Raw genomic sequence first — 19957 nt, 5'->3', positions numbered from 1 at the left:
TGCTCGATGACCTTGGTCACCGAATTCTCCACCGTCTGGGCATCGGCGCCGGGATAGGTCGCGCTGATGTTCACCGTGGTGGGCGCAATCTGCGGGTATTGCGAGATCGGCAGCGACTGGAGCGCCAGCAGGCCGCCCAGCATGATCACGATGGCGATCACCCAGGCGAAGATCGGCCGGTTGATGAAGAATGTCGACATCGCTCAGTTCCCGCTCGACTGGCCGTTGCTGGCCATCTTGTCTGGAGCAGGGACCGCCGACGTCTGCGCCCGGTCCTTGATCTCGCCGGTCGCTTCGTCAATCGTCACCTCGACCGGTGTCGCGTCGCCGCCGGCGCGCACCAGTTGCAGGCCTTCGACGATGACGCGGTCACCGTCGCCGACGCCAGAATCCACCAGCCAGTTGTTGCCGACGCTGTTGCGGACGGCCAGCACACGGGATTCGACCTTGCCCTGGGCGTTGACCACCATGGCCGTCGCCTCGCCCTTAGGGTTGCGGGTCACGCCACGCTGAGGCACCAGGAAGCTGTTCTGGGCGACGCCTTCCTCGATGATGGCGCGCACATACATGCCCGGCAGCAGGAGGCGGTCCGGATTGGGGAATTGGGCTCTCAAGGCGAAGGTGCCGGTGGTCTGGTCGACATTGGCGCCGGCGAATTCCATCTTGCCGGTCTGCGTATAGATGGTGCCGTTGTCGAGCTTCAGCTTCACGCTGACATTCGGCCCGCTGAACTTCAGACGGCCTTCATTTACGGCCTGGCGGAGGTTGAGCAGATTGGTGCTGGACTGCGTGACGTCGACGTTGATCGGGTCGAGCTCACGAATGGTGGTGAGGACCGTCGACTGGTTGGCGGTGACCAACGCTCCAGGCGTCAGCGTCGATTTATCGATGCGGCCGGCGATCGGCGCCGTGATCGAGGTGCGGTCGAGGCTGATCTTCGCGGTCTCGACACTGGCCTTGGCCGACGCGACGTCGGCTTGGGCCTGCGCCAGCGTCGCGGCCGCATCGTCATAATCCTGCTTTGAGACGACGTTTTGCTTCAGCAATCCGGAATAGCGGTCGAACTTTGCCTGCGCGGTAGGCACGGCGGCTTCTGCTTTCTGCTGTGTCGCGACGGCGCTGTCATAGGCGGCCTGGTAGCTCGCCGGATCGATCAGGTAGAGCGGTTGTCCCGCCACGACCTCGGCGCCTTCCTGGAACAGGCGCTGCTGGATGATGCCGTCGACTTGCGGGCGCACTTCGGCGATGAGGGAGGCGGCCGTGCGGCCGGGCAATTCGGCGGTGATGGCAACCGATTGCGGATGCAGCGTCACAACGCCGACCTGGGGCCGGCCGGCGCTGCCCATGCCAGCCGGGACCTTGCTCTGCTCCTGCGAGCACGCGGTCAGAAGTACGGCGGCGCAGACCATTCCGGCCCAGGGCAAGAGGCGCGAGGCCGGCTGGGAAAACTGGCGCGACTGTTTAAGCATGGACTGGATCATCTTTCGCTGGAGTTGCGGTCAAGGAGGCGCCGGTCTCGGCGATCGATGTCATGACAACAGGCCGCGCCCGCCCGCCGGCGGCATCGAGCAAATGCGTCGAAGCGGCTCATGCCATGCTCCTTTTGCGCGACCGGGGCGTGTTCCCGGCCGCGATGCCCATCAGCACCAGTATGCCTATCGCCGTCGAGATGCCAAGCGCCTCGGTGGCGGGGTGCAAGAGATTGGCAAGGCGGCAGACGGGATAAGTGCTAGGCGATCCTGCGGCCATGATTTTCGTGGCTGTTGGGTTGCTGCGAAAGCGGGAGCGACAGGCGCCAGGCGGCAAAACTCAAGCGGATGGCGGCGTTCCGCGAGCCGGCCGTCAGTGTCGGCGTTTCAGTGCGCCTGGTATGGCCTAGCGACGGGCCGAACGATCCGATCAGCCGCAGCATCATCATGGCTTCCCACATGTCTCGGTTCCATTCCAAGATTCTGAGCGGCGAGACGCGCCGTCATTTCGACAAGAACCGGCCGGCCCGTGAACGGGTGGGTCAGCGGGCCGGCCGGCGCAGCCGGTCAGAGTTGCTCGCCATCCCGGGGTAGGGGTGGCGGGAGCTGTCCGTGCGGACCTCCGGGGCCGGCTGCGTCATCCGGCGGATTGCCCCAGGGACCGGGGGGAGGGCCGTGCGGCCGATCCGCCGAAGCGAGGAGTTCGAGCTGCTCCGGCGTCAGCTTGGTGCGCAGGACGGCGATGGCGTCCTTCAGCTTGGCGGCCGCGGCGGCGCGCTTTGTGACTTCATCGGCCAGCCTTTCCGGGAAAGCGAAAGGATCCCGCTTTGCCTGGTCTGGAGCGCCTCCGGCCTCCGGATCGGCAGGAGCGCCGGGACCGTGATCGAACCGCGGCGGAGCCAGCACGGCTTGCAGAGCGCTGGTATAGTCGCGCCAGGCGTCCAGTTGCTCTGAGCGGATGCCGATCCGGGTCTCGAGGATCGAAAGCCGCGCCGCGAGCATTTCCGGCGGCGGTCCCAGGCGGCGCGGACCGAAGGCTTCGGGTCCATGCCGCATCGGTCCGCGCGGGCCGGGCCAGGGCATCGGACCCGGGTGCGCGTCGTCCTGACGGGTCAGCGCCGGTGGCGTGTCGCCGGGCGCGGCGTCAGGGCCGGGCTGCGCGGCCAGTACGGGATGAATGGCCGCGACCGAAAACAGGCCGAGAGCCAAAAGTCTGCTTCGCATGACGTGATCCTTTCCTGCATGCTTCGGATGGCAGGAGGTATAGGAAGCGTCCTTTGCCGCTTTGCTTCGGCGCGTTGCCGAAGTTTGCCAGAAAAAGGAGATTTGTTTCCGAACGTTTCCAGGAGCCGGTCGGAAACGTTGGGTTGCAATTTTCCATGCCGCTTGTCCGTGGCACTGCCTATAATCGGCGGTGGAAAGGCAATCGAGCGAAGAATGCAGGCACAATCCCATATCCTTGTGGTCGACGACGATCGTGAGATCAGGACGCTGCTCGGACGCTATCTCGACGGACAGGGCTTTCGCGTGTCCGTGGCTGCCGACCGCCGCGAGTGCGAGCAGAAGCTCGGCGCGGGCCAGTTCGACCTGATCGTGCTCGACGTCATGCTGCCCGACGGCTCCGGACTGGATATCTGCCGCGCCCTGCGTGACCGCAGGCCGCACATCCCGGTGATATTGCTGACCGCGCTGAAGGAGGATGTGGACCGCATCATCGGCCTGGAGCTCGGCGCCGACGACTATCTCGGCAAGCCGTTCAACCCGCGCGAGCTTTCGGCCCGGATCCGCGCCGTGCTCAGGCGCTCGGCGCCAGAGGAAGCGGCACCGGCAAAGGTTCGCGTCTATCATTTCGCTGGCTACAGGCTGGAACCCGATACCCGCAAGGTGACGGATACCGGGGGCGGGCTGGTCGATCTCACCGGCGCCGAGTTCGATCTGCTGCAGGTTTTCCTCGACCGTCCCGGGCGGCTTTTGTCGCGCGATCAACTGCTCGATCTGACTCAGGGCCGCGAGCGCGACCCGCTCGATCGTTCGGTAGACGTCTTGATGAGCCGGCTGCGCCGCAAATTCGCGGAAGCGGGCGAGGACGCATTGTTCAAGACCGTGCGCAACGGCGGCTACCAGCTTACCGCGCGCGTCGAGACGGCGGAGGCCGAGGCGTGAACTCGCTGCGCCGGCGCCTGATCGTCCTGCTGGTGGCTTCGATTGTCGGCGTCGTCGGCCTGGCGACTGCGGCCGTGCTCAGCGTCCGGGGTGGGGGGCCGCCACCGGAGCTGACCGTGCCCTGGGTGGCCCAGCAAATGGAACTCGTGCTGCGGCTTCCGCTCGGCGAGATTCCAGACGTTCTGCCGGTCGAATTCAGCGACAAGCCGGTCGGCGGCCCGGTCGACCGCCCGGAAACGGCAATGCTCAACGACATACTGCGCCGCAGAGGGCTCGACGCCCCGGCGGTCGTCAACGAGAAGGTCGGTGAGCCCGGCCAGGTGGCATCGGTGCGCCTGCCTGACAGCCGCTGGGCCATCGTGGAGGTCCCCCACGTCAAGCCGCCAAGACGCGAATGGCTGGTGCTCGCCGGCTGGATATCGCTGATCGTGGCCGGCGCTACGGCGGTCTCGGTCTACTTCACAGCGGTACTCATCCGGCCGCTCGAAATGCTGGAGGCGGCGGTCTCCAAGATCGGATCGGATGGCATGCTGGCGGCGGTGCCGGAGGTCGGATCTGCCGAGGTCAAGGCGACGGCGCATGCGCTGAACCAGCTCTCGTCGCGGCTGAAGGCCGCAATGGAAAGCCGCATGCGCTTGGTCGCCGCCGCAGGCCACGATCTGAGGACGCCGATGACCAGGATGCGGCTCAGGGCCGAGTTCCTCGAGGATGAGCGCGAGAAATGGCTGCATGATCTCGACGAGCTCGACCGCATCGCCGACAGTGCCATCAGGCTGGTGCGCGAGGAAGTCAACCAGGACGAGGTCGAGCCCGTGGAACTCGACAGGCTGCTCCTCGACATCGAAGCCGAGATGATCTCGCTCGGCCATGCCGTTTCGATCGATCATCTGGACAAGGTTTCGGTCAGGGCCGGCGCTCTCGGCCTTCGCCGCGCCTTGCGCAATCTGATCGTCAACGCCGCCACGCATGGCAAGGGCGGCACGATTTCGCTGACCGCGCAGGGCGACCAGGCCGTGCTCGCCATCGCCGATCGCGGACCAGGCATCCCGCCCGACCTGTTGAACAAGGCGTTCGAGCCATTCTTCCGGGTCAATCCGGGCCGCCTGCAATCGATTCCAGGGGCAGGCCTGGGGCTGGCCATCGCCAAGGAGATCATCGAGCGCTACGGCGGAACGATCGCGCTGGAGAACAGGCCGGGGGGTGGGTTGCAGCAGACGCTGGTGTTTGCAACAGCCTAGTGTCGACCCAATCCATTCGGCCTTGTGTCTATTTCAAGCTGTTGGCCCGGTCACGGGCTTTCGAACATTTTCAATGCCTTGCTCGCTGCATCGTGACAGCGCGGCCGTTGCGGAGCGGCGTCGCAAGGTGCGAACTTGGCAATACGATGCTTATGAGGAATGCCACCATGCCCGTACGCAAGATTGTGTTTTGCGCGGCAGCCGCCATCGTTGCCGCCACGAATTTCGCCAATGCCCGACCCGACACGCGCCAGATGACCTGCGCACAGACCCAGGCGCTGATCGACAACCGGCGTGCGGTGGTGCTGACCACCGGAGCCAACACTTATGATCGCTATGTCCGCCAATTCGGCAATGAGTGCGACGCTCCTTACGTGCCGATGGTCGACTACGTCCCGACCCGTGACGGGCAGTGCCTGGTGTATCGGTGCGAAGAGCCGTCGCCGATGGTTCCGGATTGATCGGCTGCCGACTGCGAGCCTGTTTGCCGGTGAATGAGAGCCGCCGCGCCGGCGGCTGATTTCGATTGCGACAGAAGTCTGCCGAGGTTCTAGAGTGGTTCAGCGTTTCGTAGAATCGCCGAACCGCTCTAACTCTTTGTTTTTACGCAATTCCGGACGGAAAACCGTTACACACTTTTCCTGGAATTGCTTTAGGTGGCGGACTCGACCAAGCGCCTGTGAACCTCGGTGGTCAAAGCCTCGACGCGTTCCGTGAGGCCCTTGATGGTTTCGGTCAATTGCGTGTTCTGGTTCACCAGATCGACCAGCATCGCCGTTTGTTTGGCCATGAGCGCCTGACGCTCCTCGCTGGCGTGGGCGATGTCCTCGCGGTGCAGCGCATCGGCTTCGGCGTGCGCCTTGTCACGGTCAGCCTGGCGGGTCTGCGCGAGAAGGATGAGCGGCGCGGCGTATGCCGCCTGGAGGCTGAACGCCAGGTTCAGCAGGATGAACGGATAAACATCGAACTGAGTCCAGCCTATCAGGTTGACGATCATCCAAACGCCGACGATCACGGTCTGAATGATCAGGAAGACAGGCGTGCCGAAAAAGCGCGCGAACTTCTCGGCTTTCAATGCGAACCAGTCATCGCCGAACAGCGAGTGGAGGTGCACGTGTGGATGATGAAAGCGGAAGAAGTGTCCGTTTCCCCGCTTGCTGCCATGCGTCGTCTGATTGGAATCCGCGGTCATTGCAGGTGATCCTCTTGTTCGCCGGAGGCGCTTGGCTGATGTGGAGTGAACTGGGGCGGTAGTCTGTCCAGCCGCTTATAGCCGCCTTGGAACCGGCTCGTGTTCATATCTCCGCGAGTTGCGGCAGAAACGGAGGACGCTGTTCTCGCCGTGGTTTGAAGGCGGGGCGCATCCTTTGGACAGCATGCGCGGTAGTCCCCGGGGGTGGCCGGATTGAGAAACCCATATTGTCGAAAAGAACCCTCGAAGGATGACGGCTCTCCGGTCTATCCTCCGGCAGGCCAGAACGACGCTGGCTCGAAAAGGGAGGAAAGCAGCTTGATCATTCGTTTCTGGCGGGCCGTCGCGGGCTCCGACGAAGTCCTGGACGCCTATGCGGACCATTTGAGGCGAACGACTTTCGTGGAGATGGCCGAACTTCCCGGACATCTCGGCGCGACGCTCGCGCGCAAGGTGAGGGGAACCGAGAACGAGCTTGTCGTGATGAGCTTCTGGGAAGACATGGATTCGGCGGGGCACTTCATCAAAGGCGATTTCGACGACGCCGTCGTCAAGCCGAGCACGCAGAAGCTGCTCAAATCCTTCGATCTCAAGGTCGAGTTCTTCGAGACCCTGGTGTCGACCGGCGTCGTTGGCGGACACGATCTTGCGACGGGGCATGACAGCGGGGTCTAGTCGCGGCAGACCGTGCCGACGAAGCGCTGAGGGTGCCCTGGAGCTAGTCGCCTCTCCGTTGAAGATCGGCCAAGTGCTTGTCAAAGAGCTCGAGCTTCTGGGGATAGGTGATCCTCAACCTGGTATTGCAGCCATCACAGTTGAAATGGCCGGCCGTGGTGAACCAGGAGCCGTTCCTGACGGTCGCATGTTTGCAATGCGGACAGGGAAACGTCAGGGGCACATCGCGCAAGCGCATAGATAAGGGCATGACCTTCTCCCGTACCTTGGACTTCGTGAAAGGCTAGCGAAACGTCACCGCTCGAGCATTTACATTTGCTAATGCAGCGTCTGTGACGTGGGTCTCACAGTGGGACACCGCTTTCACGGAGCAGTTCCAGGAAAAGTATGAACGGTTTTCTGGCCAGACTGCACGAAAAACAAAGGGGGGAGCGGCCCACCATTTCCAGGGAATGATGGCCCGCTCAAGGGTCGCGGTGGGTCGCTCTGGAAATCAGGCCGGGAGCTGCCGCAGAGGCGATTTTTGCCAAGGCTGGGGCTCACACCGGACCTGTGTCTTAATTGCCTATTCCAGTCCCTTGGCGCGGTCCCAGGCCTTTGACCAAATCTTCAATGCTTTCTGGTCGAGCGCTTTCGGAAGATGGAAGCGTTTCTGAGCCTCTTGCGAAGGGTAGAGATTGGGATCCGAGCGCAATCCATCATCGAGTAGCGGAAGCGCTGCCTTGTTCGCGGTCGAAAAGCCAGTATCCGTCGCCGCGGAAGCCGCGATCTCCGGACGCAGCACAAAGTCGATGAAGGCGTGCGCGGCCTGCGGATGCGGAGCGTCGGCCGGTATCGCTAAAATGTCGGCCCACACCAAATTGCCTTCCCTCGACAGGCGATAAGCGATGGAAAACGACCGCTTCGCTTCCTTGGCCCGGGTGTCAGCTATGTGCATGTCGCCCGAAAAGCCAAGCGACAGACAGGCATCGCCCTCGGCGAGATCGTTGATGTAGCTGGAACTGTGGAATTTGCGCACGTAGGGCCGAATCTTGGTGACCACGTCCACCGCCTTCTGCAGAACGTCGGGATCGGTGGTGTCGGGGTCCAGCCCGAGGTAGATCAACGCCAGCCCCAGCACCTGCTCGGCATCGTCGAGCATGGTGACGCCGCAGGGCGCGAATTTGGAGACGATCTCGGGATCGAAAAGCATGCGCAGCGAGTCGACCGGGGCATCGGGCATGATTTCGCGGACCTTGTCGACATTATAGCCGACGCCGGTCGTTCCCCACATCCACGGCACGCCATGCGCGCCGTCCTTGTCGACCTCATCGGCGCGGGCGACGACCGCCGGATCGAGATTGTTCAGGTTGGAGAGGCGGGTTTTGTCCAGCTTGGCCCAGGCGCGGGCCGGCAGTTCGCGACGCAGGTGAGGCGACAGGTTGATGGTGACGAGATCGTAGCCCGACCCGCCGGTCAGTATCTTGGTTTCGACGATGTCGTTGGAATCGAACATGTCGTAGGTGACCTTGATGCCGGTTTCGGCCTCGAATTTCTCGATCGTGCCAGGCCCGAAATAGGACTCCCAGGAATAGAGGTGCAGGACTTTCTCCTCGGCCAGGGCAGAGGTCGCAAAAAGGCATGCCGCGGCAAGCGCGAGCCAGGTTCTCATCATTTCCTCCCTTGGTGAACCCCGGCGGTTGCCGGGGCCGTTCTCAATCAGGCTGCTTGCCTGGCGAGCAGTCGATCCGGCGTCGGCTCCAGCAGCACGCCGTAAAGATCGGGGCGCCGGTCGCGGAACACGCCCCAGCCGCGCCTCGCGGCGGCGATGCGCAACCGCGCCGCCAGTTCATGTTCGGCGGCCGCAGCAGCCATCGTCACACGCTCTCGTAGTAGGCGCCCGGTCCGCCATAGACCGCCGACGTGCTCGGCCAGACCATCCAGGTCCCGGCATGCGGCTCCGCCTCGGACGGCGCGCTGACCTTCCAGCTATCCGCCCGGGCTGTGTCGATCGTGATCTCAGGCATGAGTGCCCAACCTGTTGCTGCCACGATGACCTGCCGCCTTGTCCATGCCGTGCTCATCGCCGGCCTCGCTACAGTGGCTGCTCCTGGGTGATGCAATGGATGGCGCCGCCCGCCGGCACGACGGCGCCGACATCGACGGTAACGATGCGGCGATCGGGAAAGGCCCTTGCGACCGCCGCCCTGGCTTCGTCGCCGGAGGCACGCCCGAAAGTCGGCATCACGACGCCGCCATTGGCCAAAGCGAAATTGATGTAGGAGCGGGCAAACACCGCGCTGGTCGCCTCGACGTCATAGGCTTCGGGGATGGGAATGACCTCGAAACTGCGGCCGCGCGCGTCGGTCTGGCTGGCCAGGGCGGCAAGGTTGTCGGCAAGGATGCGGCCGTGCAGGTCGCACGGATCCGGGTTGAATTCGAACATCACCACGCCCGGACGCACGAAACAGCACATCCCGTCGACATGGCCATCGGTCTCCAGGTCCAGCGGGTCGCCTGGAAGCCATACGACCTTTTCCAGGCCGAGCATGCGCGTGAGTTCCTTTTCCACCCATGCCTTCGAGATGCCTGGATTGCGGTTGGAATGGAGCAGGCTGGTTTCGGTCGCGATCAGCGTGCCTTCGCCGTCGGTGGTCAGCGAGCCGCCTTCGCAATGCAGGAAAGAGCGCAGGATAAGGGCGTCCTCGCGAGCCAGCAGCCGCTCGGCAAGGGCGTTGTCCTGGTCGTAAGGTTCGTGCTTGCGGCCCCAGGCGTTGAACCGCCAGGACACGCCGGCAAGGCCGCCGTCCGCCAATTTCAGGAAAGTCGGGCCGGAATCGCGGATCCAGCAATCGTCGATCGGTATTTCGACCAGCCCGATCTGGCTGCCAAGCCGGGCCCGGGCGCTGGCGGCATGCTCGGGATGAACAACCATGACGACCGGCTCGAACCCTGCAATGGCATGGGCGACGTCGGCGTAGGCGCGCTGCATCGCGACGAGGGCGTCGGCGCCATACATGTCCGACCGGTGCGGCCAGGCCATCCACGTCCTTGCATGTGGCTCGAATTCCGCAGGCCGGCGGATCTTCAACTGTTGCGCCGGCCACTCGATGGCATTCATCGAAATTCTCCATTCATGTACCGATCTCATTGTTAACCAGCCCGACTGCCCGTACAACTGAGAAGCATTCCTGGTCTTAATGAATGGAATTCATGAATGGTGAAGTTTCGCCATATTCCGCCGACGCAGTTCCTGAAGGGTTTCGAGGCAGCTTCACGCCTGGAAAGCTTCAGCCGCGCCGCTGAGGAGCTCGGCCTTACGCAGTCGGCGATCAGCCACCAGATGCGCCTGCTCGAGGGCCATATCGGCCAGCCGCTGTTCATGCGCTTCGGGCGCGAGGTAAGGCTGACCGATGCCGGACGCGACTATCAGCGCACCGTGCGCCGCTGCCTTGAAATGATGGAGGAAGGGTACCGGCGCCTGGAGCCTTACCGAAAGCCCGGCAGCGTGGTGATCTACGGCCCACGCGATTTCAGCCGGCGCTGGCTGCTGCCTCGTCTGCCGGCGCTTCTGGCGGCCGTGCCTGCCTGCGAGCCGTGGCTCGACACCAGCGGGGCGTCCGTCGATTTCCAGACCATGGAGCTCGATTTGGCGATCGTCTACGCGGATGCGCCGCCCGAAGGCTGCGAGAGCCTGCTGATTGCGAGAGACCACCTATCGCCGGTCGCGGCGCGAGATCTGGCCGGCATGCTGCGCAACCCCGCCGACCTGCTTGGCGCTTCGCTCATCCATGATGAGCGTCCGGTCGGCTGGGCCGACTGGCTGCGGAGCCTGGGTGTCGAGCAGAACGGCACCTGGCACGGAAGCAACTTCAGTGACAGCGACCTGGCGCTGGCAGCCGCCGAGCTCGGGCAGGGCGTGGCGCTGGGGAGCCTGACGCTGGCGGCAACGGCGATCGCTTCGGGAACGCTGGTGCAGCCATACGAGCACGTCCTCGACGCCGGTCGCGGATGGTACGCGCTTTCCACCCAGGATCGACTTCGCGATGTCGACGTGCTGGGGACATGGCAATGGCTGCGCGAGCAGGCGTCGGATTGCGGTGGCTGATTGTGCCAACCCCGCTGCCACCGGCTGGTTGCGACAGTCTTGCAGACCCCGGACTCTGGAACTTGTCTTTGACCGGTTTCTGAATTCTACTGAACCCAAAAAAGCTTGGGTCAATTGGGGGTGAACAACCCATGTCTGTCATTATCGATCTCTTGTTTTGGCTGCACCTCATGGCTTTGGCGATGGGAATTGGCGGCGGTATAGCCATGTCGCAGGTCGGACCGCGCCTGATAGCGGCGACGCCGGATCAGCGTACACCTTGGTGGTCGCTGGCCACGGTCTACAGTCGCATCGCCGGCACGGGCCTCATCCTTCTCCTGATCACCGGGCCGCTCCTGTTGTGGCTGAGGTACGGCGGCATTGAGGGGCTGAATGGCTGGTTCAAGATCAAGATGGCGCTCGTCGCCGTCATAGTGCTGACGATCGGCCTGAGCATGTCGGGCATGGCGCGGCTCAGGCGTGGCGACGAAGGTGGCGGCAAGTTGATGAAGGTGGCAGGTCCCCTTACAACGCTGACCGCGGCAGCGATCGCCTTGGCCGCTGTTTTCAGCTTCCACTGAGCGCTGCCCGCTCTCCGACAGTCGAGGAGTACCATGGCTCCTCTTAGAAACCGGGAGCGGCTTTCGGAGAGCGGTGACTTCGTCGCCGGTCGCTCCGAGGCGCTTCCCAGTCTGAAATTGGGAACAAATGCCCGGGCACGGCCGTTGGCACGGATGCTGATGTTCGCACCACTGGATATGCATGGCGAAGAGCGCGCCGACCTCCATCGAGCCGCGCGACTTTCGATACTTCGTGATCGAGTCGTGCGACGGATGGATCACGTGGAGGTCTCGGCAGACAAGGTCGAGCGAGCGCTTGCCGCCTTTGCTGAGGCAACTCATCAAACTGCCGCCGGTGAGCGAGCTGCGACCACATCCGCGGTATCCTTCTTCCATCTGGAAGAGAATCAAACTCTCGGCATGTGAGGTCAGCGCCTCGGTCTGGGCGTTGAGGAGGGGCGTTCGGCCGGCCAGTGACCGACACCTGAAAGCAGAGCACAGAGGCTGTTCGCCTGGGTGTGAGCTACAAGTTCTGATCTTTCTGGACGACGCTTTCCAGCCCCGGTGTTTGTCGGGGCTTTCTTGTTGGTGAGAGGGCCCACCCGACGAACCGGACTGCCGTTCCCGTCGCCGGCCCGTGGGGCGTAGTGGCGGCATCGGCCAACGGCTATACTCCTGCTTCCTTGAGAAAAGGGAGTTTCAAGGTCCGATGAGAAATTTTCTCAACGCGGCCAAACTGCTGGTCCTCGACTTGGCGTCGACCATTTTCTTTCTCGTTGCTTACCTCCTGACACATAACGCGATCCTCGCGGTGAGCCTTGGCATAGCTTTGGGCCTTGCGCAGATCGGGATTCAAATCGTTCGCAAAAAGCCGATCGACACCATGGAGTGGCTGAGCCTTTTTTTGGTCATCGCTTCAGGGACAGCGACGTCGCTCACGAGCGACCCGCGCTTTGTGCTGTTCAAACCAAGCGTGATTTACGCGGTGGTCGGTGTCGTGATGCTCAAGCGCGGCTGGCTCAATCGCTATCTGCCGGACATCGCAAGAACGGTCGTGCCTGATGTCGCCGAGATTGTCGGGTTCGCCTGGTCAGCCCTGATGTTTGTCTCCGCTGCGGTGAATACGTTCGTAGCACTCACCGCCAGCGTCGAGACATGGGCTCTGGTCATGCCGGTTTACGCCGTCGTCAGCAAAGTCGTAGTCTTCATCGCCGGATTTGCCGCTCTGCGCGTTATCGCCCGGCGCCGCCTGCGCGCTATGCCGGCCATGGAACGTGACGCACTGCTGTCCGCAACAGGCCGGCAGTGACGGACCGGCAGGCTACACCTCAACCCGCTGCTGTCCGAGATCCACATTTGCCGAGACGGACGCCTTCTTGTCCTCCATCGTTGCGAGGAGCATAATAGGCCGGGCAGAAGGGGACTTTTGGATGCGATCGTTTCTAATCATCGGCGCCACTGTAGCCACGTTCCTGATCTGGAACGCCGTGACGAAGGACGGCGGAAATGCGCTGATGAAGCATCTTGATCAAGCGCAAGAGTTCCAAGGCATCGGCTGAGCCGTGCTGTTTCGGGACCAAAATTCTGGCACCAGTCTTGCACCGATGAAATTGCCGGTCCTCCCACCGGCCCTGATCTGGGGGATCAGGTATTAATCTCGCCGGGTCATGGGCTTGGGGTTTCATGCCCGGCGAGTTTTCCTGATTAGCGCGCAAGTACGACACGTCATGCGATGTGAGCGCGGCGACGATTCGGCAATCGAAACAGCAGCAAATCCTGGGGAACGGGTCGAATTGGGACAGGTTGGCGCTAGGCCATTGAAAATTCTGGTACGCCCAAGGGGAATCGAACCCCTGTTACCGCCGTGAAAGGGCGGTGTCCTAACCGCTAGACGATGGGCGCGCTCAGACGAAGCGGCTTATAATTGCGTTGTTCGCAGCCGGCAACCCATCTGGTGCCGCATGCGACAACTTTTTTCGCGACGCTGTGAAATCCGTGGTTGCCCGGTCACGAAGCAGGTTTTGATTGACGTGGATGTGCGCGTTGGACCGTGTCCGGCCAACGCCCGCGCTAGCCGTCGTCGCCTTCGCTCGCGCCGCCGCCGCGCCGACGGCAGCGCCAGTTCCAGTCGCGCTCGGGGCCGACGTCGATATGGACGGATTCGGTGTGGCAGTAGGTGCCGACGCCGCCGCGGCCGGGCATCGAGCGGACGTAGTTCGCCAGTTCCCACTTGGAGACGCCGGGCACCTGGATGTCAGCAGCGGCGCAGTACATATGCAGCGAATTCCTGGCGCCGTTGGCGCGCCGGTTGCGCGAGGGATCGCGGTAGCCGGAGGTCACGATCATCTTGCGGCCGAAATGGCCCTCGATCGTCTTCAGCACGCGCACCAGCGACGGCTTCAGGCAGGCGACATCGACGCTTTCGTTCTGCCTCAACAAGCCGTTGGGCGCCAGTCTGGCCAGGCCGGCGGCGGACGCCACCTGGTAGGAGCCGCCACCCTCGTCCTCGTTGATGTCGACGTCGCTCTCGTCATCGATGCCGGATTTGCGCTTGATCTCGAACAGCGCCGTCTGGCGAACGCCCGGCAAGGCATCGGCACCGGTGATGTGGCCGCTCTCGTCGCCGAGAGAGGCCAATTGCACCGGCTTGGCCGCAGGTGTCGCCGATGCGAGGTTGACGATCGGCTTGGCCGCCGGCGGCGTGACCTTGGCCTGCGCGGGCTGATCGTTCGAACGGGTGTTCACCAGGGGGGGCGCCGCCGAGGCCGGCGTGGTGCTGAACAGCGAGGCGAAGAGGGTCTTTTTCGGCGCGGCAATCGGTTGTTGCTGCGGCTCGCCGGCTGTTACGTAGACATCGTTCTTCATGACCGGCGCTGCCTGAGCCTGCGCTTTCGACTGCGTCTGCGCCTTCGATATGAGCGCCGCATCGCCGGCGGCGACCTGCTGGGCAACAGCCTTCGTCTCTTCGAGCGTCTGCGCGGGTTGAGCCGGCGGTTGCGGTGTGTTCCCGGCTACGGTTCCTGTACCGGCGGGAACGGGAATCGGGAAGGTGGCCTGCGGCCTCGCGACGGGGAGAAAAGCCACCTGATCCGGCAAAGGCGTGTCACCCTCGCTCATCACGGTCGAGGGGGCCTGCGCGGACGCCGCCGTTACCTGCTGCGACGAATCGGTCGAGGTTGCGGGCTTCGTGCTTGTGGATGTGTTCGTCTCGGTGGCGGTAGTGTTGTAGCCGGGCATGACGACCGCCATGGTCGGGTCGCCAGTCGAGGTGCAGGACGCCAGAAGCACGGAAAAAAGCGCTGCCGCAATGCTGCGACTTTCCCCTCGTGCGAGACGCCAACCTGCTGATATCAAAACAAATTCCCCCTCGGTATCCGGTCGGTTCGTCGTCGATGTTGGCGCCTCGGCGCCGCATCGCGATGAGCCTCCTGTTCCCAACCGGAAACGGGACCTGTGTCGAATCTGCAAGCCTCTGAATTATTTAGCGTACGAAGACGATTTGAGGCCGCTTAACGATTGACGCCACCATTTCGCCCTGTTTTGCCAGCCCGTCAACTCACCAGACATTACAGTCCGTTACACACGCACCTTGACATAGGTGCCCGGCGCATCACCCAGGATTTTCAGATGCTTGCCGGGTTTGCGGGCTGGCACGCGGGTGTCGTCCTGGGTTTCGATCCAGTGCTGCCAATGCGTCCACCACGAACCCGGATGCTCGACGGCCGCCGCGAACCACGCGTTGAAGTCTCCGGCCGGTTTGCCGCCGGTCCAGTACTGGTACTTCTTCGCCGCGGGCGGATTGACGACGCCGGCGATATGGCCGGAGCCTGCCACCACATACTCGACGTCGCCACCGAAATACTGCGAGCCGAGGAACACCGAGAGCGCCGGCGCGATGTGGTCCTCTTTCGTGGCGAGGTTGTAGACGGGGATCTTGACGTCGCCCAGTGAGACCATGCGGCCCGCGAGTTCCATCATGCCGCGCGAGAGATTGTTCTCGAGGTAGCAGTTGCGCAGGTAGAAGGAATGGTTGGCCGCGGCCATTCGGGTCGAATCGGAATTCCAGTAAAGCAGGTCGAAGGGCAGGGGATCCTTGCCGCGCATGTAATTGTTGATGACATAGGGCCAGATCAGGTCGCCCGAGCGCAGCATGTTGAAGGCGGTCGCCATCTTGGTGCCTTCGAGATAACCCTTCTCGTTCATCGAGCGCTCGACCGCGGCGATCTGGTCTTCGTCGACGAAGACTTTCAGGTCGCCGGCATGGGTGAAGTCGACCTGCGTGGTGAAGAAGGTCGCCGACTTGACGCGGTCGTCGCCTTCCTGCGCAAGGAGAGCGAGCGCCGCAGCCAGCAGCGTGCCGCCGACGCAGTAGCCGATGGCGTTGACGCCCTTTTCACCGGTGGTCTTCTCGACCATGTCGAGGCCGTATTGCAGGCCCTCGCGGATGTAGGCTTCCCAGCCCTTGGCGCCGTGGCGCTCATCGGGGTTGATCCAGGAGATGACGAAGACTGTGTGGCCCTGCTCGATCGCCCAGCGGATGAAGGATTTCTGCGGGTTGAGGTCGAGGATATAGTATTTGTTGATCCATGGCGGGCAGACCAGCAGCGGTCGTTTCAGCACCGTCTCGGTCGCCGGGTCGTACTGTATGATCTCGGCCACGTCGCTGCGACCGATGACCTTGCCGGGCGTCGTGGCGAGGTTCTTGCCGATCTCGAAAGGCGAGTAGTCCGCCTGACGCAGCCTGAGGTCGCCGTTGCCGGCGGCGATGTCCTCGGCCAGCATCTTCATGCCGCGCACCAGGTTCTCGCCGTTGGACGCGACTGTTTCGCGGAACAACTCCGGATTGGTCAGGATGAAGTTCGACGGCGCGATCGCGTTGGACACCTGCTTGACGTAGAAGCTCGCCTTGTGGCGAGTGTGGTCGTCCAGCCCCTCGGCGTGCTCGACGAGATCCGATGCCCATCGCGAGGTGACGAGGTAGGCCTGTTTCAGAAAGTCGAAGAAAGCGTTGCGACCCCATTCGGGGTCCTGGAAGCGCTTGTCGCCGCGCTCGGGCTTGACCGCGTCCTCGGGGGCTTCGGCATTCGGGCTGACCTTCTGGATGGCATTGGCCCACACCGTCATGTAGCCGGCGAATAGGCGTGTCTGCGCTTCCAGGGCGCGTTGGGGGTCGGCCAGCCAGTATTCGGAGAGCTTGGAGAAGGTCTTGACCATGTCGACCACGGGCTCGGCCACGTGGTCGCGCACCTCACCCTTTTCGCGGGGCTCGGCCCAGGCGGAAGCCGCCTTGCCTGCCTGCTCGACCATGCGCGCCATGTTCAACGCAAAGCGCTCGGGATCTTTCACCAGATATTGCTCGACGGCCGAAGGTCCGCCATTTTCCGCTTTGTCCGAATCGGGCGCTTTGGACATGGTTCGCGGGGTTCCTCCCGAGGCGTTTTCTTGACATATTACCATGGGACATCTTACCGGGTCCAACACGCTCTAACCCGGCTGCCAGGAAAACAATATGACGATTGATGTTGGCGCGACTCATTTTCTCGGCGCCGGTACTGTTTGCCGCATTGCCCTGGCGGCGGGGTTGCTTTGCGCGTTGCTCCCGGCGGGAGGCTGCACCAGCGACAATGCCAGCCGGACGGGACCGACGGCGTTGGCTGACGGGCCGAAAGATACCGGCTCCTATCCGAACCTCAACATTGCGCCTCAGGTGGCCGCCAAACAGCTGACCAAGGAAGAGACCGACGCCAAGCTCGCCCAGCTCAAGGCCGATCAGCAGGCCCAGCTCGCCAAAGGCGGCGGCGCGAAGCCCGCGAACCAGGCCGGGCTGGGTACGCTCGCCAAGACGCATGGCCAGGACACGCTGAAGCAGATCGAGACCAAATGCGATCCCGCCCTCGACCCTAACTGCAATTAGGTCTATATCGCGCGCCGAAAACGCCTCTCTGATCGTCTGGAACTGGAAATGGAAGAGTTTCACAAGGTTCGCCGGCTTCCGCCTTACGTGTTCGAGCAGGTCAATCGGCTGAAGGCCAGCGCCCGCTCGCGCGGCGCCGACATTATCGACCTTGGCATGGGCAATCCGGACCTGCCGACGCCGGCGGCCATCGTCGACAAATTGTGCGAAGTGGTGCGCGATCCGCGCACGCATCGCTATTCCTCGTCGCGCGGCATCCCGGGCCTGCGCCGCGCCCAGGCCAATTACTATCAGCGCCGCTTCGGCGTGAAGCTCAATCCCGACACGCAGGTGGTCGCGACGCTCGGCTCCAAGGAAGGCTTCGCCAATATGGCGCAGGCCATCACCGCGCCCGGCGATGTCATCCTTTGCCCCAACCCGACCTATCCGATCCACGCCTTCGGCTTCATCATGTCGGGCGGCGTCATCCGCTCGCTGCAAGTGGAGCCCGACGACGGCTTCATCCCGGCGGTCGAGCGCGGCATCCGCCACTCGATACCGAAGCCGCTGGCGCTGATCCTCAACTACCCGTCGAACCCGACCGCGCTGGTCGCCTCGCTCGATTTCTACAAGGACGTGGTCGCCTTCGCGAAGAAGAACGACATCATCATCCTTTCGGATCTCGCTTATTCCGAAATCTATTTCGACGGCAACCCGCCGCCCTCGGTGCTGCAGGTTCCGGGCGCGATAGACGTCTGCGTCGAGTTCACCTCGATGTCCAAGACCTTCTCCATGCCCGGCTGGCGAATGGGCTTCGCCGTCGGCAACGAACGGCTGATCGCTGCGCTCACCCGGGTCAAGTCCTATCTCGACTACGGCGCCTTCACGCCGATCCAGGTGGCGGCCGCGCATGCGCTCAACGGCGACGGCGCCGACATCGCCGAGGTGCGCGAGGTCTACCACAAGCGCCGCGACGTGATGGTCGATTCCTTCACCCGCGCCGGCTGGACCATTCCCGCCCCGGCGGCCTCGATGTTCGCCTGGGCGCCGATCCCGGAGCAGTTCCGCGCTCTGGGCTCGCTCGAATTCTCCAAGCTGCTCATCGAGCATGCAGACGTGGCGGTCGCGCCCGGCATCGGCTTCGGTGAGCATGGGGACGAATTCGTCCGTGTGGCGCTGGTCGAGAACGAGCACCGGATCCGGCAGGCAGCGCGCAACATCAAGCGCTTCCTGGCATCGACCGCCAAGCAGCCCAACAATGTCGTGCCGCTGACCGCGCGCCGCTGAACTTGCCTGACATTTATCGAATTTGAGGGGCGTCGCCGGACATGGCTGAAGCATTGCGTGTTGGAATTGCCGGCCTCGGCACGGTCGGCGCCTCGGTGGCGCGTGTGCTGCGCGACAAGGCGGCCGAACTCACCCGCCAGTGCGGGCGCGACATCGTCGTGGCCGCCGTCTCGGCCCGCGATCCGAAGCGCGACCGCGGCGTCGATCTCGGCGCCGCCAAATGGTACGACGATGCCGTCAAGATGGCCGAGAAGGCAAACATCGACGTCTTTGTCGAGCTGATCGGCGGCGACGAAGGACCCGCCCGGCAATCGGTGAAGGCGGCGCTGGAGGCGGGACGCCACGTGGTCACCGCCAACAAGGCGCTGCTCGCCAAGCACGGCGTGCAACTGGCCGAGATCGCCGAGAAGAAGGGCGTGCTGCTCAACTACGAGGCGGCGGTGGCCGGCGGCATTCCGGTCATCAAGACGATGCGCGAGGCGATGGCCGGCAATTCGGTGACCCGCGTCTTCGGCATCCTCAACGGCACCTGCAACTACATCCTGACCCGCATGGAGGCCGAAGGCATTTCGTTCGACGCGTGCCTGAAGGACGCCCAGCGGCTCGGCTATGCCGAGGCGGACCCGACGTTCGACATCGAAGGGCACGATACGGCGCACAAGCTGTCGATCCTGACCAGCCTGGCGTTCGGAACCAAGATCGCCGCCGGCGACATCTACATGGAAGGCATCTCCAACATCACCCAGGCCGACATCCGCGCGGCGGGCGAGCTCGGCTACCGCATCAAGCTGCTCGGCGTCGCCCAGCGTACTGAAAGCGGCATCGAGCAGCGCGTGCACCCGACCATGGTCCCGACGGCATCGGTGATCGCGCAGGTGCACGGCGTCACCAATGCGGTGGCGATCGAGACCGACATTCTGGGCGAGTTGCTGCTCTCCGGCCCGGGCGCGGGCGGCAATGCAACCGCCTCAGCCGTTGTCGGCGACATTGCCGACATCGCCAAGAGCCGCCCCGGCTTCCAGCACGGGCCGGTTTTCGGTTGGCCGGCCAAAGAGCTCAAGCCCTACAAGAAGGCGCGGATGCGCAGCCATGCCGGCGGCTATTTCATCCGGCTCACCGTGCATGACCGCATCGGCGTCTTTGCCGCCATCGCCAAGCGCATGGCCGACAACGACATCTCGCTGGAATCGATCGTGCAGCAGGCCGCCGGACCGGAAACCGATGCGCAGAAGACGGTCATCCTCGTCACCCACGAGACGACGGAAGCCGCGGTGCGCAAGGCTGTAGAAGGCATCACCAAGGACGGCCATCTGACCGACAAGCCACAGGTGATCCGCATCGAGCGGGCGGAATAGCCGGCGTCACATTTCGCCTTCAATCGATTGATATTGCTGCTCTTTCAAAAATTGACAGG

At 63.4% G+C, this 19957-nt stretch carries 23 protein-coding genes and 1 tRNA gene; 12 read left to right on the top strand and 12 right to left on the bottom strand.

Going from position 1 to position 19957, the window contains the following annotated elements:
* The 4 genes from Q0L57_RS10885 to Q0L57_RS10870 all read right to left on the bottom strand — a co-directional run.
* Window positions 1-200 (bottom strand): efflux RND transporter permease subunit (locus Q0L57_RS10885; RefSeq protein WP_296742427.1); only part of this gene is annotated, 200 nt, incomplete at its 3' end.
* A 3-nt stretch (window positions 201-203) separates the two neighbouring features.
* Complete coding sequence (locus Q0L57_RS10880; protein ID WP_296742426.1) at window positions 204-1469, bottom strand: efflux RND transporter periplasmic adaptor subunit; 1266 nt, start codon at window positions 1467-1469, stop codon at window positions 204-206.
* Window positions 1470-1729: 260 nt separating this feature from the next.
* Window positions 1730-1930 (bottom strand): hypothetical protein, encoded by a 201-nt coding sequence (locus tag Q0L57_RS10875; RefSeq protein WP_296742423.1) that lies wholly within the window; start codon window positions 1928-1930, stop codon window positions 1730-1732.
* A 106-nt stretch (window positions 1931-2036) separates the two neighbouring features.
* The gene (locus Q0L57_RS10870; protein WP_296742378.1) at window positions 2037-2693 is read right to left on the bottom strand and encodes a hypothetical protein; all 657 of its coding nucleotides are present in this window, start codon (window positions 2691-2693) and stop codon (window positions 2037-2039) included.
* 213 nt (window positions 2694-2906) lie between these two features.
* On the opposite strand from Q0L57_RS10870, the gene Q0L57_RS10865 reads away from it, so the two are divergent.
* The 3 genes from Q0L57_RS10865 to Q0L57_RS10855 all read left to right on the top strand — a co-directional run bounded on the left by Q0L57_RS10865 (window position 2907) and on the right by Q0L57_RS10855 (window position 5331).
* Complete coding sequence (locus tag Q0L57_RS10865) at window positions 2907-3632, top strand: response regulator (RefSeq protein WP_296742376.1); 726 nt, start codon at window positions 2907-2909, stop codon at window positions 3630-3632.
* Window positions 3629-4870, top strand: coding sequence for an ATP-binding protein (locus tag Q0L57_RS10860; protein ID WP_296742375.1), 1242 nt, complete (start codon window positions 3629-3631; stop codon window positions 4868-4870). The genes Q0L57_RS10865 and Q0L57_RS10860 overlap by 4 nt, the downstream gene beginning before the upstream one ends.
* Before the next feature lie 167 nt (window positions 4871-5037).
* On the top strand, window positions 5038-5331 hold the full coding sequence (locus tag Q0L57_RS10855) for a hypothetical protein (RefSeq protein ID WP_296742373.1): 294 nt from the start codon (window positions 5038-5040) through the stop codon (window positions 5329-5331).
* A 191-nt stretch (window positions 5332-5522) separates the two neighbouring features.
* Here the strand turns inward: Q0L57_RS10855 and Q0L57_RS10850 are convergent, their stop codons facing one another.
* Complete coding sequence (locus Q0L57_RS10850) at window positions 5523-6062, bottom strand: DUF1003 domain-containing protein (protein WP_296742371.1); 540 nt, start codon at window positions 6060-6062, stop codon at window positions 5523-5525.
* 318 nt (window positions 6063-6380) lie between these two features.
* Between Q0L57_RS10850 and Q0L57_RS10845 the strand changes: the two genes are divergently transcribed.
* Window positions 6381-6737 carry a hypothetical protein gene (locus Q0L57_RS10845; protein ID WP_296742369.1) on the top strand — a complete coding sequence of 119 codons (357 nt, stop codon included), beginning with the start codon at window positions 6381-6383 and terminating at the stop codon, window positions 6735-6737.
* Window positions 6738-7302: 565 nt separating this feature from the next.
* Here Q0L57_RS10845 and Q0L57_RS10840 read toward each other — a convergent pair.
* The 4 genes from Q0L57_RS10840 to Q0L57_RS10825 form a co-directional block, all read right to left on the bottom strand.
* Entirely contained in the window at window positions 7303-8388 is a 1086-nt protein-coding gene (locus Q0L57_RS10840; RefSeq protein WP_296742367.1) for an extracellular solute-binding protein, read from the bottom strand.
* A 47-nt stretch (window positions 8389-8435) separates the two neighbouring features.
* On the bottom strand, window positions 8436-8591 hold the full coding sequence (locus Q0L57_RS10835) for a hypothetical protein (RefSeq protein ID WP_296742365.1): 156 nt from the start codon (window positions 8589-8591) through the stop codon (window positions 8436-8438).
* A 2-nt stretch (window positions 8592-8593) separates the two neighbouring features.
* Window positions 8594-8743 (bottom strand): hypothetical protein, encoded by a 150-nt coding sequence (locus Q0L57_RS10830; RefSeq protein WP_296742362.1) that lies wholly within the window; start codon window positions 8741-8743, stop codon window positions 8594-8596.
* A gap of 68 nt (window positions 8744-8811) precedes the next feature.
* Window positions 8812-9837, bottom strand: a complete 1026-nt coding sequence (locus Q0L57_RS10825) for an agmatine/peptidylarginine deiminase (protein ID WP_296742359.1) — start codon at window positions 9835-9837, stop codon at window positions 8812-8814.
* A gap of 96 nt (window positions 9838-9933) precedes the next feature.
* Between Q0L57_RS10825 and Q0L57_RS10820 the strand changes: the two genes are divergently transcribed.
* The 5 genes from Q0L57_RS10820 to Q0L57_RS10800 all read left to right on the top strand — a co-directional run bounded on the left by Q0L57_RS10820 (window position 9934) and on the right by Q0L57_RS10800 (window position 12922).
* A complete protein-coding gene (locus Q0L57_RS10820; protein ID WP_296742357.1) occupies window positions 9934-10824 on the top strand; it encodes a LysR substrate-binding domain-containing protein in 891 nt (296 codons plus the stop codon).
* A gap of 131 nt (window positions 10825-10955) precedes the next feature.
* Window positions 10956-11384 carry a hypothetical protein gene (locus Q0L57_RS10815; protein ID WP_296742355.1) on the top strand — a complete coding sequence of 143 codons (429 nt, stop codon included), beginning with the start codon at window positions 10956-10958 and terminating at the stop codon, window positions 11382-11384.
* Between the two features lie 33 nt (window positions 11385-11417).
* Window positions 11418-11789, top strand: coding sequence for a hypothetical protein (locus Q0L57_RS10810; protein ID WP_296742352.1), 372 nt, complete (start codon window positions 11418-11420; stop codon window positions 11787-11789).
* 283 nt (window positions 11790-12072) lie between these two features.
* A complete protein-coding gene (locus tag Q0L57_RS10805; protein ID WP_296742349.1) occupies window positions 12073-12672 on the top strand; it encodes a septation protein IspZ in 600 nt (199 codons plus the stop codon).
* 121 nt (window positions 12673-12793) lie between these two features.
* Window positions 12794-12922, top strand: coding sequence for a hypothetical protein (locus Q0L57_RS10800; RefSeq protein WP_296742346.1), 129 nt, complete (start codon window positions 12794-12796; stop codon window positions 12920-12922).
* A 268-nt stretch (window positions 12923-13190) separates the two neighbouring features.
* Here Q0L57_RS10800 and Q0L57_RS10795 read toward each other — a convergent pair.
* The 3 genes from Q0L57_RS10795 to phaC all read right to left on the bottom strand — a co-directional run bounded on the left by Q0L57_RS10795 (window position 13191) and on the right by phaC (window position 16775).
* Window positions 13191-13265: transfer RNA gene (locus Q0L57_RS10795), tRNA-Glu, on the bottom strand.
* A gap of 168 nt (window positions 13266-13433) precedes the next feature.
* Window positions 13434-14612: a D-Ala-D-Ala carboxypeptidase family metallohydrolase gene (locus tag Q0L57_RS10790; protein WP_296742343.1), complete on the bottom strand. Its 1179-nt coding sequence runs from the start codon at window positions 14610-14612 to the stop codon at window positions 13434-13436.
* A gap of 327 nt (window positions 14613-14939) precedes the next feature.
* Window positions 14940-16775 (bottom strand): class I poly(R)-hydroxyalkanoic acid synthase, encoded by a 1836-nt coding sequence (gene phaC / locus Q0L57_RS10785; protein ID WP_296742340.1) that lies wholly within the window; start codon window positions 16773-16775, stop codon window positions 14940-14942.
* Between the two features lie 97 nt (window positions 16776-16872).
* On the opposite strand from phaC, the gene Q0L57_RS10780 reads away from it, so the two are divergent.
* Genes Q0L57_RS10780 through Q0L57_RS10770 form a run of 3 tightly spaced genes read left to right on the top strand, consistent with a single transcriptional unit; the run spans window position 16873 to window position 19898 of the window.
* Window positions 16873-17277 (top strand): hypothetical protein, encoded by a 405-nt coding sequence (locus Q0L57_RS10780; RefSeq protein ID WP_296742337.1) that lies wholly within the window; start codon window positions 16873-16875, stop codon window positions 17275-17277.
* Between the two features lie 48 nt (window positions 17278-17325).
* Complete coding sequence (locus Q0L57_RS10775) at window positions 17326-18543, top strand: LL-diaminopimelate aminotransferase (protein WP_296742335.1); 1218 nt, start codon at window positions 17326-17328, stop codon at window positions 18541-18543.
* Window positions 18544-18584: 41 nt separating this feature from the next.
* A complete protein-coding gene (locus tag Q0L57_RS10770; protein WP_296742333.1) occupies window positions 18585-19898 on the top strand; it encodes a homoserine dehydrogenase in 1314 nt (437 codons plus the stop codon).
* Window positions 19899-19957: the final 59 nt, after the last annotated feature.

It is taken from the genome of Mesorhizobium sp. (assembly GCF_024509055.1).
In the GTDB taxonomy this organism is placed as follows: Bacteria; Pseudomonadota; Alphaproteobacteria; order Rhizobiales; family Rhizobiaceae; genus Mesorhizobium.
This window is presented reverse-complemented; position numbering and strand designations above follow the sequence as displayed.

Bases quoted from the DNA above. Each gene is read 5' to 3' on its own strand.
- Q0L57_RS10815 (WP_296742355.1), top strand. From the start codon at position 10,956: ATGTCTGTCATTATCGATCTCTTGTTTTGGCTGCACCTCATGGCTTTG.
- Q0L57_RS10825 (WP_296742359.1), bottom strand. From the start codon at position 9,837: ATGAATGCCATCGAGTGGCCGGCGCAACAGTTGAAGATCCGCCGGCCT.
- Q0L57_RS10770 (WP_296742333.1), top strand. From the start codon at position 18,585: ATGGCTGAAGCATTGCGTGTTGGAATTGCCGGCCTCGGCACGGTCGGC.
- Q0L57_RS10800 (WP_296742346.1), top strand. From the start codon at position 12,794: ATGCGATCGTTTCTAATCATCGGCGCCACTGTAGCCACGTTCCTGATC.
- Q0L57_RS10780 (WP_296742337.1), top strand. From the start codon at position 16,873: ATGACGATTGATGTTGGCGCGACTCATTTTCTCGGCGCCGGTACTGTT.
- Q0L57_RS10875 (WP_296742423.1), bottom strand. From the start codon at position 1,930: ATGTGGGAAGCCATGATGATGCTGCGGCTGATCGGATCGTTCGGCCCG.
- Q0L57_RS10840 (WP_296742367.1), bottom strand. From the start codon at position 8,388: ATGAGAACCTGGCTCGCGCTTGCCGCGGCATGCCTTTTTGCGACCTCT.
- Q0L57_RS10870 (WP_296742378.1), bottom strand. From the start codon at position 2,693: ATGCGAAGCAGACTTTTGGCTCTCGGCCTGTTTTCGGTCGCGGCCATT.
- Q0L57_RS10805 (WP_296742349.1), top strand. From the start codon at position 12,073: ATGAGAAATTTTCTCAACGCGGCCAAACTGCTGGTCCTCGACTTGGCG.
- Q0L57_RS10865 (WP_296742376.1), top strand. From the start codon at position 2,907: ATGCAGGCACAATCCCATATCCTTGTGGTCGACGACGATCGTGAGATC.
- Q0L57_RS10790 (WP_296742343.1), bottom strand. From the start codon at position 14,612: ATGGCGGTCGTCATGCCCGGCTACAACACTACCGCCACCGAGACGAAC.
- Q0L57_RS10835 (WP_296742365.1), bottom strand. From the start codon at position 8,591: ATGGCTGCTGCGGCCGCCGAACATGAACTGGCGGCGCGGTTGCGCATC.
- Q0L57_RS10880 (WP_296742426.1), bottom strand. From the start codon at position 1,469: ATGCTTAAACAGTCGCGCCAGTTTTCCCAGCCGGCCTCGCGCCTCTTG.
- phaC (WP_296742340.1), bottom strand. From the start codon at position 16,775: ATGTCCAAAGCGCCCGATTCGGACAAAGCGGAAAATGGCGGACCTTCG.
- Q0L57_RS10820 (WP_296742357.1), top strand. From the start codon at position 9,934: ATGGTGAAGTTTCGCCATATTCCGCCGACGCAGTTCCTGAAGGGTTTC.
- Q0L57_RS10830 (WP_296742362.1), bottom strand. From the start codon at position 8,743: ATGCCTGAGATCACGATCGACACAGCCCGGGCGGATAGCTGGAAGGTC.
- Q0L57_RS10810 (WP_296742352.1), top strand. From the start codon at position 11,418: ATGGCTCCTCTTAGAAACCGGGAGCGGCTTTCGGAGAGCGGTGACTTC.
- Q0L57_RS10850 (WP_296742371.1), bottom strand. From the start codon at position 6,062: ATGACCGCGGATTCCAATCAGACGACGCATGGCAGCAAGCGGGGAAAC.
- Q0L57_RS10855 (WP_296742373.1), top strand. From the start codon at position 5,038: ATGCCCGTACGCAAGATTGTGTTTTGCGCGGCAGCCGCCATCGTTGCC.
- Q0L57_RS10775 (WP_296742335.1), top strand. From the start codon at position 17,326: ATGGAAGAGTTTCACAAGGTTCGCCGGCTTCCGCCTTACGTGTTCGAG.